The organism is Nocardiopsis sp. NPDC050513 (genome assembly GCF_044457925.1).
Classification (GTDB): Bacteria; Actinomycetota; Actinomycetes; order Streptosporangiales; family Streptosporangiaceae; genus Nocardiopsis.
The window spans coordinates 1-12,929 of record NZ_JBITHK010000025.1 but is presented as its reverse complement, the minus strand read 5'-3'; the positions used below and the strand labels follow the sequence as shown (position 1 = coordinate 12,929).

The window sequence follows — 12,929 nt, the reverse complement described above, 5'->3', positions numbered from 1 at the left end:
CATCCGCTGTGTGCATAACATTTCTCTGAAAAGGTCGTATTTGGCTCGCCCAGGGGAGAGGATCCTTCCCGGGCAGGCAGCGTCGCCCGCCGGACGACCCCGCTCGGATGCAGCGCCGCATCACCGCACACCAAGGGACGTCCGCCGCCGCCATGAGCGTTTCCTCCGTCGCGACCGCCACCGACCGACCGTCGGTCCGGCCGCCCGCCGGGGCTCCCACCGGAGCCCACCGAGGCCGCGTCCTCGCCCTGTTGGCCATCACCTGCGCCGCGCTGAACCTGCGCCTGGTGGTCACCGCGCTGTCTCCGCTGCTGACCACGGTCGGGGGCGAGTTCGGCTTCGCGGCCACCGTCATCGGCGTGTTCGGCACCCTGCCGCTCGTCGCCTTCGCCGTCTTCGGTCTGGTCACCCCCGCGATCATGCGCCGCCTGGGACCCGAGCTCACCGCTGTGCTGAGCATGCTGCTGACCGGTGTGGGCCAGGCTCTGCGCGCCCTCGCCCCCGACACGGGCACACTCCTGGTCCTGACCGCCGTGGCCCTCGCGGGCGCCGCGCTGGGCAACGTCGTGCTGCCGCCCCTGATCAGGCAGTACTTCCCCGACCGGCTGGCGACGCTCAGCACCGTGCAGATGGTGGCCATCCACGCGGGCGCCCTCTTCCCTCCTCTGGTCGCCGTCCCCCTCGCGCAGGCCGTGGGCTGGCGGCTCGCGGTCGGAGTGTGGGCCGCGATCGCCCTGGCGGCCGCCGGGCTGTGGGCCGCCCAGTGGCTGCGGCCGACGCGGACCGGCGCCCCCCAGGGCGCACTCCTCCCGGTCCGGAGCGCCCTGGCCCGCCCCGTCTGGCGGGTCGGCATGGCCTGGCGTCTGGCCCTGCTGTTCGGGATGGTCACCTGGAACGTCTTCATCCTGTTCACGTGGCTGCCCGCACTCCTCGCCGACTCCGGTCACAGCGAGGCGTTCGCCGGGACCATGGTGTCGCTGACCGTCGGTGCGAGTCTGATGTTCGCCCTGGTCGCGCCCACCGTCACCGTTCGCGCGGCCAACACCTTCCCGATCGTCGCGCTGGGGGTGGGCGGATACGCGACCGGCTACCTGGGCGTGGCGGTCGGCCCCGAGCACCTGACGCCCCTGTGGGCGGTCCTCCTCGGCCTGGGCACGAGTCTGTTCGTGGTGACCATGACCATGATCACCACCCGCGGCACCACCCCCGGCGGGGCGGGCGCGCTCTCCGGATTCGTCCAGGGCGCGGGCAGCGGGATCGCGCTGGGCGGTCCGCTCCTCTTCGGTCTGGTCGCCGAACTCACCGGCGGATGGACTGCGTCGTACCTGTTCGTGGCCGGTTCGTCGCTCCTCGTCGCGTTGGTGGCGGCCTACGTCGAGCGGACTCCGCGCACCATCGAATCGGCCGCCGGAACAGTGGACCCGGGCCCGGGTGGGACATCGTTCGTGCGCGCATAATGGCGGCATGAGATCCTCGCCCCCCGATCGGCCTCCCTGTCTGGCACCCGCGCCGTTCCACCGTTCCGGATGACCACCGCACGGTGGCGCCCGCCCGGCCGTCTCGGGCTGGCCCCGCCGGTGGACGGCACGGGGGGCTCCCGGGCGCTCCTGCGCAACCGCGACTTCCAGACGCTCTGGACCAGCCGGTTCTTCGCCGGACTGGGCAAGGAGAGCGGAGAGGTCGCCTACCCGCTCCTGGTCCTGGTCCTCGTCGGATCGGCCGCTCAGGCCGGTGCGATCGGGGCCGCGCAGGTGGCCACGGCCATGGTCGCGTCCGTCGTCGGCGGGGCCCTCGCCGACCGGTCCAACCGGCGCGCGGTGCTCCTCGTCTGCGACCTGGGCCGGTTGGCCCTCCTCGCCCTGTTCACGGCGCTGCTGTTCACCGGGCACGTGTCGATCCCGCTCATCCTGTGCGTCGCCGTGAGCTCGGCGGCGCTGACGGGGGTCGCCAACCCCGTGGCCATGGCGGCGATCAAGCAGTTGGTCCCGGCCGCCCAACTGGCGGACGCCGCCGCACAGAACCAGATCCGCCTCTTCGGGACGACCGCGCTGGGCGCCCCGGTCGCGGGATCGCTGTTCAACCTGGGCAGGGCGTTCCCGTTCGCCGCCGAGGCGCTGACCTATCTGGCCTCGTCGGTCCTGCTCATGTCCGTCCGCGGCCCGATGCAGGCCGACCGCGGCGACGGGGGGAGGTGGAACCTGCGCGGCGCGGTGAGCGGCTTCGCGGTGCTGGCCCGCCACCCCATCCTGCGGCCGATGATGGCGTGGATCCTGGGGTTCAACCTGGTGTTCACGCAGACGGGCGCGTTCCTGGCCATCATCGCGACCGCCGAGAGCCAGGGTGCCTCCCACCTCCAGATCGGCATGACCGTCTCCCTGGCGGGGTCGGGGGGCCTACTGGGGGCGCTGGTCGCGGGGCTGGTCGTCCGGTGGGTGCGCCCGTCCACGACCTTCCTGGTGGCGGCGTGGTCGGCGCCGGTGGGAGCGCTCGCACTCCTCATGGCGCCCAACGTGATCCTGCTCGGGGTGATCGTCGGGTGCGTGTTCGCCGTCGTCCCCTGCGCCAACGCCGTGTTCTACGGCTACGTGGCCGCCTCGGTGGGCGACGATCTCCAGGGGCGCGTCCTGGGAGCGGTCATGTTCCTGGCGATGCTGTCCCAACCGGTGGGCATCCTGGGCATCGGGATCGTCTTCGACCAGGCCGGACCCGGCTGGGTCTTCCTGACGATGGCGTGCGTGTCCGGGGCCGCCGCGCTGTGCAGCCTCACCCCGGTGATGCGCGCCCTGCCCCGTCCTGAGGAGGTCTCCGTGGCCTGACGGGGGGACGGGTGGTCGGTCCGGGTGCCCGACTGGTGGAGGATGTTGCCGGTACGTCCCCTCAACGATCGGAGTTCCCCCACATGGCGCGGAAGACGACCGTGACCGCGGTCGCGCTGACCGTAACGGGCGCCCTGCTGCTCAGCGGCTGTACGGCCACGGCGGACTGGTGGTCCGCGACCTTCGGCGGGGCGTCGGGCCCGCCCGAGGTCCGGGAGGAGTTCCCCTACGTCCGCGAGGGCCGGATCTTCCAGGACACGGGCCAGGACAACGAGATGACCTTCTCGATCACGGGCCTGGAGCGCACCGACGACTACACGGTCATGTACTACGAGGTGACCTACGCGGACGAGTTCTCGGGTCCCAACCGGAACCTGAGCATGGCGCACACCCTGATCGACCCCCTCACCGGCCGGGTGTACCGGCAGTTCCTCGACGAGGACGGTCTCAAGTACGGGTCGGAGAGCCCGGGCGGGGACGGCCTGTACCCGGTGCACGACGGTGTCACCAACGAGTACGTCCGCTACTTCCCGCGCCTGCCCGACGAGGTCGAGCAGGTGACCTTCCTCGGCAGCGGGCTGGGCGCGATGACCGGGATCCCGGTGCAGGACGTGGACGCGGAGCGGCCGGACCCCGAGAATCCGAACGGCGCCGACCACCTCACCCTGGACGACCCGCCGCCGAGCGGCGAGAGCCTCACCTTCGCCAACCGCCGCCCCGACGAGGACGCCGTGGCCGACGAGGGGTGGGTGCAGAGCTTCGTCGACTCCGAGGTCGCCTCCACCACCCGTGACGGCGACCGGGAGATCATCTCGCTGCACTCGGACGTGATGTTCGCGTTCGACAGCTCGGACCTGACCGAGGAGGCGGAGGAGGTGGTCCGGCGCGCGGCCGCCACCTTGACCGCCAACGTCGATCCCGACGACCCCGTCATCACGGTCGTCGGCCACACCGACGGCATCGGCAGCGCCTCCTACAACGACGCCCTGTCCGTCGACCGCGCCGAGACCGTCCGCGACCTGCTCGCGGAGGAGATCGGCTCCGGGTACACCCTGGAGGTCGAGGGGCGCGGCATGGACGAGCCGATCGCACGCGAGGGCGGCCCCGACGACGAGCAGGCCCGGGCCCGCAACCGCCGCGTCGAGTTCTCCTACGTCTACGACACCTCGACGGAGGTCTCGGACGAGGAGGACTACGACGACGACGCCATCGGCGCCGCCCAGCGCAACGTCACCTGGCCCGCCCCGTACACCGACGACCCGGGTTCGGCGGTGGCCAGCGGCGAACTGGACGGCATCCGCATGGACGTCTACCCGCTGCGCCGCGACGGTGCCTACGTGATCGGGACGTTCTCGCTGACCAACACCGGGGACGAGCCGCGGATCCCGGACCTGGGCGGCACGGAGGCGGTCATGGCCGGCGGTCCGGAGCAGTTCAACAAGGGCACGCTCGGCGGGTTCCAACTGCTGGAGCCGGAGAGCGGTCTGGTGCGCTACGTGGCGCAGATGGACTTCGGCGAGGGCCGCTACAGCAGCTTCGCCGAGGAGGTGCACATGCTCCAGCCCGGCAACACCTACGACCTCGTGGCGGTGTTCCCGGCCCCCGCGGTGGACGTGGAGGGGCTGACGCTGCGCGCCGGTCCGTTCGGTGAGTTCGAGGAGGTCCCGGTCGAGTTCTGACCGGCGCCCGCGGGTGACGCGGGGAGGGAGCGGGGCGCGGCCGCGGCGTGCGGGCGCGCCCCTCGTGTGTGCGGGGCGGGCGCGTTCAGCTCCTGATCCGCTCGGCGGCCGCCATGACGACCCGCTCCAGGTCCTCGCGCGGGACCTCGCCGTTGGTGGAGATCGCGGTCACGTGCAGCTCGCCGGGGAGCGCCAGGTAGAGGTGGCGGCTGGAGCCGTCGACGGTGCCCACGTACTCCAGGTCGCCGCCCAGGCTGTCGGACTCGTCGGTGTGGTAGGTGTCCACGTCGACGTCGACGTCCACCTCCCAGTTCATCCGCTCCTCGGCTCCGGGCACCTGGACCACGTCCGGGTTGGCGCTCGGGTCGGCGCCCAGGGTGAACACCACGGTGAGGACGGTGCCGCCGGGTCCGGTGCCGCCGTCGCTGTACGAACACACCACCTGCTCGGCGCCGTCGATCCCCTCGACCGCGCCGACCTCCTCGGTCAGGACCGGGCCCGGGGCCAGGTCGCCGACGGCCTCGGCCACACCCGCGGCCGCGCACGATGCGGGCAGGGCGTAGCCGGACGCGTCCTGCCCCTCGGCCCCGTCGCTCGGTTCGGCGCTCGGGACGGCGTCGGCCATCCAGTCCAGCGGGTTCTCCACGTCGCCGCCGGACAGGCTCAGGTCCAGGTCGAGGTCGATCACGCCGAAGCCGACGAGGACGGCTCCGCCGACCACGACGGTGACGACGGCCGTGCCCAGGCACGACAGGGGGGTGGAGGGGATCAGGCGCATGGGTGGCTTTCGGATCGGGGAGCGCCGGGCGGCGGGAGGAGGCTCCGGCGGGGGTCACAGGGAAACTTAGCAAGTTCCCCGGGCTCCCCGCCGACGTGGCCGAGTCTCCGTTCCCGCCGCCCCGCGCGTCGCGGTCCGGTCAGAGGTTGATCATGTGCCCGGCCAGTCCGTGCACGGCCTCCTTGACCGCCTCGCTCAGCGTCGGGTGCGCGTGGATGTTGCGGGACACCTCGTGCACCGTCAGGTCCCACTGCTGGGCCAGGGTCAGCTCGGGCAGCAGCTCGGTGACGTCCGGGCCGATCATGTGGGCGCCGAGGAACTCGCCGTACGTGCCGTCGGAGATGATCTTGACGAAGCCGCGGGTCTCGCCCAGCCCGTGCGCCTTGCCGTTGGCCATGAACGGGAACTTGGCGACCTGGACGTCGTACCCGGCCTCCCGCGCCTCCTTCTCGCTGTAACCGAAGCTGGCGATCTGCGGCTGGCAGTAGGTGGCGCGCGGAACGAAGCGGTAGTCGACCTCCTGCGTCTCGGCGTCGGCGATGGTCTCCACCGCGACGATGCCCATGGCCTCGGCGGTGTGCGCGAGCATGAGCTTGGCGGTGACGTCGCCGATCGCGAAGATGTGCGGGACGCTGGTGCGGCCGCGGGAGTCGATGTCGATCGCGCCGCGCTCGGTCAGCTGGACGCCGGTGTTCTCCAGGCCGTAGCCCTCGACGTTCGGCGCGAAGCCGATCGCCTGGAGCAGCCGGTCGGCCTCCAGGGTCTGCTGCTTGCCGTCGGACGTGCTGACGGTGACGCGGACGTTCTTGCCGGTGTCGTCGACCGCCTCCACGCGGGTGGAGGTCATGACCTTCACGCCGAGCTTCTTGTACGCGCGGGCCAGTTCCTTGGAGACCTCCTCGTCCTCCAGCGGGACCATCCGGTCGAGGAACTCCACGATGGTGACGTCGACGCCGTAGTTGGCGAGGACGTAGGCGAACTCGACGCCGATCGCGCCCGCGCCCGCGATGACGATGCTCTCGGGGAGGGTGCCGTCGAGGATCTGCTCCTCGTACGTGACGACCCGCTCGGAGAGCTCGGTGCCGGGGATGAGCCTGGTGGAGGACCCGGCGGCGATCACCGCGTGGTCGAACGTGACGGACTCGGCGGAGCCGTCCTCACCGCGCACCTCGACGGTGTTGGCGTCGAGGAACGTGCCGCGCCCGTTGAGCTCGGTGATGCCGTTCTTCTTCATGAGGAAGTGGACGCCCTTGACGCGGCCCTCGGCCACCTCGCGGCTGCGGCTGTGGGCCTTGCCGAAGTCGAACTCCACCGTGCCGTCCACCTTGATGCCGAACTGGTCGGCCTCCGTGCGGAACAGGTGGGCCAGCTCGGCGTTGCGCAGGAGCGCCTTGGAGGGGATGCAGCCCACGTTCAGGCAGACGCCGCCCCAGTACTTCTCCTCGATGACGGCCGTGTTCAGACCGAGCTGGGCCGCGCGGATCGCCGCGACGTAGCCGCCCGGACCAGCGCCGAGGACCACCAGATCGAAGTGTCGCTGTCCCATGACGGGATCTCTCCTTGAGTGTGTTCGTGACGCACCCAGGCAGCCGGCAGGCCCGGGGTGTCGGATTGCCGAACGCCAGCCTAGCCGTGCGGCCCCGACTCGTGGGTGATCAGGTGCACGCGGACGGCCTAGGCGGTCTCCTCGGCGGTCTCCTCGGCGGTCGCGGCGGCGGCCCTGCGCTTGGCCTTCTCCGCGCGCTGCTGCTTGACCACGGGCCAGAAGGCCATCGCGAAGATGATCGCGAGGGTGAGCCACAGGGCGTACCGGTCGACGAGGAGGACGATGTCGACCCCGGCCTGCCCGGTCGCGTGGCCCACCGCCGCCACGGCTCCGGTGAGCAGGAGGGCGCCGAGGGCGTCGAAGAGGAAGAAGGTACGCAGGCGCATGCCGGTCCAGCCGGCGGTGACGTGGATGAGGGCGGCGGGGACGCCCGGCAGGTAGGAGAGCGTGAGGGCGATCCGGACGATCCACGGGTTGAGGTCGTGGGCCTTGTCGGCGAACTTCCGGGCCCGCTCGCCCTGCGCCAGGAGGTTGATGAAGCCGCGTCCCCAGCGTCTGCCGAGCCACCAGAACAGCCAGTCGACCTTGACCTTGCCGAAGACGCCCGCGACCAGGACGAGCCAGAGGGGGATCTGCCCGAGCGAGGAGTAGGCCGCGGCGGCGCCGACGGCGGCGTTGCTGCCGGTGAGGAAGGCCAGTCCGATCGGGTGGTCGGCGATGAGGAGCGGCTTGACCGGGGTCAGGGCGAGGAAGAAGGCCGGGATGCCGATGGCGCAGGCGAGCAGGGCCTTGTCCTGCCGGGTCGCCTTGCCCTTCCAGGGCTTGATCGCGCGGAAGGCCTCGCGGGCCTCCTCCTGGCGTCTGGCCCTTTCCGCGGCCTTCGGGTCGACGGGGTCGCCGTCGCCCGTGGTGGCGTCTGGCCGTTCGGCCGCGGACGCGCCGTCGGTCGGGTCGCCGTCGTGCGCGGTCGGTTCGGTGTTCCTCTGCGTGGCCATGGTTCCCAGCATGTCGTGATGGACCCGTCGGTCGTAGTCGCACGCGTCACCGTGTCGGGATGAGAGACGCGGCGCGCGCGACATGACGGTTGTCATATCCGGACGCACACGAGTACGCGGCGTCCACCAGGGGTTACCCGGGGTCGCGGTTGGTTCGGGGCACCGGAGGCAGGGGCCAGCGCCACGACGGGGCCCACTGATGGCTCTCGGAGACGTTCGGGGGCATCGGCGGAAGCAGGTGGGCGCCGGGCGGCCGTCCGTCCCCGGCGGACGGCGGTACGGGGGCCGGGGGAGGCGGTTCGGCTGCCCACGGGTGGGGTTCCGCCTCGGGGGCCGCGTTCTGCTCAGCGGTACCGTCCGTCGCCCAGGCTGCACCAGGGGTACCGTGGGTCACGTCGGCCCGACCGGATTCCCCGGTCGAGGGGAACCCATCGGCTCCACCCACCACTGCGGTACCGCCAGACGCCTGGGGCCCATCGGTTCCGTCGGTCGCCCAGGGCACGTCTGACTCGCCGTTCCCGGGGGTCGCGTGGGGCGCTTGGTACCCGTCGGACCCGGCGTCCGCCCAGGACGCCTGGGCACTGTGCGTCGCGCCCGGCTCTTGGGTAGCTCCGGGCGCACGAGGTGCTCGGAAGCCACTGGGCTCGTCGGTCCCGGTGGTTGCCCAGGGCACGTCGGGCCGAACAGTCTCGCTGAAACCGCTGGACCCGCCGGTCCCGCGTGCCTCGGGGGCCGCGTGGGGTGCTGGGGCCCCGTCGGCTCCGTCGGTCGCCCAGGATCCCTGGGCACTGTGCGACGCTCCCAGCTCTTGGGCGTCTTCTGGTGCACGTGGCGCCTGGAAGCCGCCGGTCCCGTGCGCCTCGGGGGCCGCGTGTGGCGCTCGGAAACCGTCAGTCCCGTCGGTCGCCCAGGGCAGGTCTGATCCATCGGTCGCGCCAAAGCCGCCGGTCCCGCGTGCCTCGGGGGTCGCGTGTGGCGCTCGGAACCCATCGGACCCGGGGTCCGCCCAGGACCCCTGGGCACTGTGCGCCCCTCCCGGCTCCGGGGACGCGCCCTGCTCCGCGGCACCGTCCGCCGCCCAGACGGCATCAGGCTGACCGGTCCCTGCGGACCCCTCGGTCGCACCGCCACCGGAGAGCCCACCGGGTGCCCGAAACTCACCAGGGTCTGCGGCGCCACCGGCCTCCGGGGCTCCGTGGGGCGCTCGGAACCCGTCGGGCCCGTCGGTCGCCCAGAGGGCGTCAGGCCTCCCGGGGTCACGGAACCCGTCCGCGCCCTCGGACCCGCCGCTCGCCTGGGATGCGTCGTCCGGTCCGGCGGACAGCGTGTCGAACGACGTCGACAGCGGGCCCGAATCGACCTCCGCGAAGTGCGCCGCCACCCCGAAGTGGCGGGGCGCGCGCTGCGAACCCGTGTCGTCGTGCTCGATCGGCGGCGCCAGCGGGTGGCGCACCGACCCCGCCGGGTGCGTACGCGACCACCACGCGGCGGCCTCGTCGGGGTGCATCTCCTCCAGGATCTCCAACGACCCGGGGATGTGCGGATGGCGGCGTCCCGCCCGCCACGAGTGCGCGAGCGACTGCGGCTCCAGGACCAGGACGCGCTCGCCGTCGACCAACGGGATGTCCCCGGGAACGGCCTCGTTCCCGACCCACGTGCCGTCGCCGCCCACGAGATCCCACTCGCCGCGCACGACGTCCGCCAGCGGGTCGACGGGCGAGTTCCGGGACGCGGCGCTCCACCGGGGATCGGGGCGCGTCCCCGGAATCCCACGTCCCTCCTTGCCGACCAGTGCGTCCGCCAGCAGCGTGTGCAACTGGAAGTTGTCGCCCAATCCGTCGAAGCGCACCCGGAACCCGCGCCACGACGCCCGGTCGAGGACCAGCACCCGGCTCACCTCGGCCATTCGCAGCAGCTCACGGACCTCGCCGAACTCGCTGAGCTGCGTGGACAGCGCCCGCACGATCTGGCTGAGGCCCTCCAGCGCGCTGGTGTCCCCGCGCACGGCGGCGCGCACGCCTGAGTCACCCAGCATGGCCTTGGCGGCGAGCCCGTACCGCTGCGACGTCCACCAACCGACCGTGGCCAGCGGCGCGTTGTCTCCGAGGACCTCCTCGACCCGCTTCTCCTCGGTCTCCGTCACGGTGTGCGGCGCGGGCAGCGAACCGCCGCCGGTCTTGTCCCACGCGTGCATGAAGGCCACGGCCGCCTGGCCGTAGCTCCCCAGTTGGCGCAGTACCTCAAGCCCGACCTGGCCCGCCGGGGCACCCGACTCGACCAGCGCCCCGGCCAGGACGGCCAGGTCGGCGGCCACGCCCGCGACGGACTCGCACTCGGCGAGAACCGGTGCGAGCGCCTCCATGGCGGTGGCGAGTTCGTCCTTGGACACCTGGGAGGACAGCCGGAACACGTCGTGCACGGCGGAGGGGAACTCGGGTGCCTGGCTTACGGCGGTGTCGAGGACGCGTTGGAACGCGGCGCGGAACTCTTCAGTCACCCGAGAATCCTTCCATATCCGCCCGTGTCTCCCGTGGTCCGGACAGGTCTGGACATTTCGCCGCAGTAGGGGTCACGCGGAGTCGATGACGCGAACCGCGTGCTCGTCGCGGTCCGGCGCCAGGAACCGCAGCAGTCGCGACCCCTCGTCGACCACCTCGTCGGTGACCGCGGGGTTCAGCGGTACGAACGGCGTGACCTCGACCGTCGCCGAACCGCGTTCCCGGACCACCTTCCACGAGGCGCACACCTCACCGTCGACGAGGACCGTGGCGGGAGGCATCCCGTTGCGCGAGGCGATCCGCCTGAGCCCGTCGGGGGAGATGACCCGGCTCCGGTCGGCGTGGCCCCGGAGCAGGTTGTCGAAGTCGTACAGGAAGCGCACCGGGGCTGGCGTGTCGGGGTCCGGACGCGGGGCGTCGGGCAGGTCGAGGAGCTCGGCGCCGTCCTCGCCGCGCAGCACGACCAGCCGGTCGCGGAGGCGGTCGACGACCTCGCGCAGCCGCGTCAGCCCGGACCAGGCCTGCACGTCCTTCACCGTCGCCGGACCGAACGCGGCCAGGTAGCGCAGGACGAGCGCTTCGGGGTCGGGCCGGGTGTCCAGCGCCAGGCCGGTCCACGTGTCGGCCGGGGCGAGCGCCGGCGGCCCGGACGCCCCCCACACACCGCGCGGCGGGATCTGCACGACGGGCAGGAGGCAGCGGACCACGTAGGCGAGGTCGGCGTCGGGCACGTCCGGCCACCGCTCGACGAGCAGGGCGCCGAGTTCGGTGGGGGTGAGCGGCCGCTCCTCCAGGAGCGCGCGTCCGGCGGCCACGACGGCGTCGAGGTCGAGGTCGCGCGTGGTCCGACCGTGGCCGCCGTGGGCGAGGTCCCGGCTGATGGCCGGTTGCACGGTGGCCCGCAGCCGGGCGAAGTCGCGCGCGGTCACCAGGTGGAGCGTCGATCGCATGAGGGTGGCGCGCACCAGCTCGCCGTCGGTGAGCAGGCGCCCGACCGCGTGCGGATCGAGCGCCTCGATCCGGCTCTGGAGGCCGACGTACCAGGTGTGCGTGGTCTGGGCCTGGAGGCCGACCAGGTGCGTGACGACCTCGGTGACCGGAAGGTCGACACGGCGCAGGAGGTACTGCCGGGCGAGCGTGGCGCGGTTGACCGCGCGCCGGGTCAGGGTGGTGCCGGTCGTGGTCATCGGGGCCGCCTTCCGGACGTTGCTGCGTGGCGGCACCCTATCCGCCGGTTCGGACATTCGGCCCGCGTCCGGAGCCGGACGCGGGCCGGACGGCTCACGCGTGCTGGTCCAGGAGCTGGGCGCAGCGGATCAACCCCAGATGCGAGTACGCCTGCGGATGATTGCCCAACGCCCGCTCCGTGAACGGATCGAACTCCTCCGGGATCAACCCCGTGGGCCCCGCGCACTCCACCAGATGCGCGAACAACTCCTCCGCCTCCGCCCGGCGCCCCGTCAACAGATACGCCTCCACCAACCACGCCGTGCACAGATGGAACCCGCCCTCACCCCCCGGCAGACCATCGTCACGCCGGTACCGGAACACCGTCGGCCCCTCACGCAGATACGCCTCCACCGCGGTCACCGTGGACTGGAACCGCTCATCGGCCGGATCCAACAACCCGCTCAGACCGATGTGCAACGACGCCGCGTCCAGATCCTCACCGTCATAGGCCGTGGTGTACGCCCCCACCGCCCCGTTCCACCCCTTGGCCACGACCTCCGCGGCGATGTCGGCCGCCAACGGCCCCCACACCGGATCCGCCCGCCGACCGAACCGGGACGCCAACCCCACCGCCCGGTCCAACGTCACCCAGCACATCACCTTGGAATACACCCGCTGACGCGGCTCGTCGCGCTCCTCCCAGATCCCGTGGTCGGGCTCGTGCCAACGCCTGGCGACCGCCTCGGCCATCGCCGCGACCAACTCCCAGTCCCGGTCCGCGAGCGCCCCCCGCCGGTGGGCCAGGTCCGCGACCAACTCCACCACCGGCCCGAACACATCCAACTGCACCTGCCGGTCAGCGGCGTTGCCCACCCGCACCGGCCGCGACCCGGCATACCCCGCCAGGCTCTCCACCACCTCCTCCGGGCCCAGGTCCGCACCGGCCAGCGTGTACAACGGCCGCAACAGCTCCGGCGAGGGCAGAGCGGCCACCACCCGGTGCACCCAGCCCAAGAACGCCTCCGCCTCGACCGTGGACCCCAGCGACACCAGCGAACGCACGGTCAACGCCCCGTCGCGCAGCCAGCAGTACCGGTAGTCCCAGTTGCGCACCCCGCCGATCTCCTCGGGCAGGGAGGTGGTCGCCGCCGCCATCACCCCGCCCGAAGGGGTGCACAGCCCCCGCAGCGTCAGCGCCGAGCGTGCGGCCAGACCCTGGGCGGTCACCGGCAGCGCCAGGGTGTCCAGCCAACCCGCCCAGTGCTCACCCGCCGCGCGCCGGCGGTCGGCCTCCCCGACCGGGCAGGGCGACAGGTCGGCCGTGCCCAACCGCAGCTCCAGCACCACCGGGTGTTCGCTGGTGGGGCGCACCCGGGCGCGGGCAATCTCGCCCCGCTCGTCGTGGTCGACGACCCACTCCACCCCGGGGGCGTACAGCACCATCGGG

9 protein-coding genes are annotated in these 12,929 nt (G+C 72.4%); 3 read left to right on the top strand and 6 right to left on the bottom strand.

Going from position 1 to position 12,929, the window contains the following annotated elements:
* Nucleotides 1–152: 152 nt before the first annotated feature.
* The 3 genes from ACIBFB_RS26675 (at nucleotide 153) to ACIBFB_RS26665 (ending at nucleotide 4,495) form a co-directional block, all read left to right on the top strand.
* Nucleotides 153–1,457, top strand: a complete 1,305-nt coding sequence (locus tag ACIBFB_RS26675) for a CynX/NimT family MFS transporter (protein ID WP_397234818.1) — start codon at nucleotides 153–155, stop codon at nucleotides 1,455–1,457.
* Between the two features lie 69 nt (nucleotides 1,458–1,526).
* Nucleotides 1,527–2,816, top strand: coding sequence for an MFS transporter (locus ACIBFB_RS26670; protein WP_397234816.1), 1,290 nt, complete (start codon nucleotides 1,527–1,529; stop codon nucleotides 2,814–2,816).
* Nucleotides 2,817–2,899: 83 nt separating this feature from the next.
* Nucleotides 2,900–4,495: an OmpA family protein gene (locus ACIBFB_RS26665; RefSeq protein WP_397234814.1), complete on the top strand. Its 1,596-nt coding sequence runs from the start codon at nucleotides 2,900–2,902 to the stop codon at nucleotides 4,493–4,495.
* 85 nt (nucleotides 4,496–4,580) lie between these two features.
* On the opposite strand, the gene ACIBFB_RS26660 is transcribed toward ACIBFB_RS26665, so the two are convergent.
* The 6 genes from ACIBFB_RS26660 to ACIBFB_RS26635 all read right to left on the bottom strand — a co-directional run.
* Nucleotides 4,581–5,273 (bottom strand): hypothetical protein, encoded by a 693-nt coding sequence (locus ACIBFB_RS26660; RefSeq protein ID WP_397234812.1) that lies wholly within the window; start codon nucleotides 5,271–5,273, stop codon nucleotides 4,581–4,583.
* Nucleotides 5,274–5,412: 139 nt separating this feature from the next.
* Nucleotides 5,413–6,819: a dihydrolipoyl dehydrogenase gene (gene lpdA, locus ACIBFB_RS26655; protein ID WP_397234810.1), complete on the bottom strand. Its 1,407-nt coding sequence runs from the start codon at nucleotides 6,817–6,819 to the stop codon at nucleotides 5,413–5,415.
* A gap of 128 nt (nucleotides 6,820–6,947) precedes the next feature.
* Entirely contained in the window at nucleotides 6,948–7,814 is an 867-nt protein-coding gene (locus tag ACIBFB_RS26650; RefSeq protein WP_397234808.1) for a DedA family protein, read from the bottom strand.
* A gap of 133 nt (nucleotides 7,815–7,947) precedes the next feature.
* Nucleotides 7,948–10,311, bottom strand: coding sequence for a hypothetical protein (locus ACIBFB_RS26645; protein WP_397234806.1), 2,364 nt, complete (start codon nucleotides 10,309–10,311; stop codon nucleotides 7,948–7,950).
* A gap of 72 nt (nucleotides 10,312–10,383) precedes the next feature.
* Entirely contained in the window at nucleotides 10,384–11,499 is a 1,116-nt protein-coding gene (locus ACIBFB_RS26640) for a winged helix DNA-binding domain-containing protein (protein ID WP_397234804.1), read from the bottom strand.
* Between the two features lie 94 nt (nucleotides 11,500–11,593).
* Nucleotides 11,594–12,929 (bottom strand): glycoside hydrolase family 15 protein (locus ACIBFB_RS26635; RefSeq protein WP_397234802.1); only part of this gene is annotated, 1,336 nt, incomplete at its 5' end.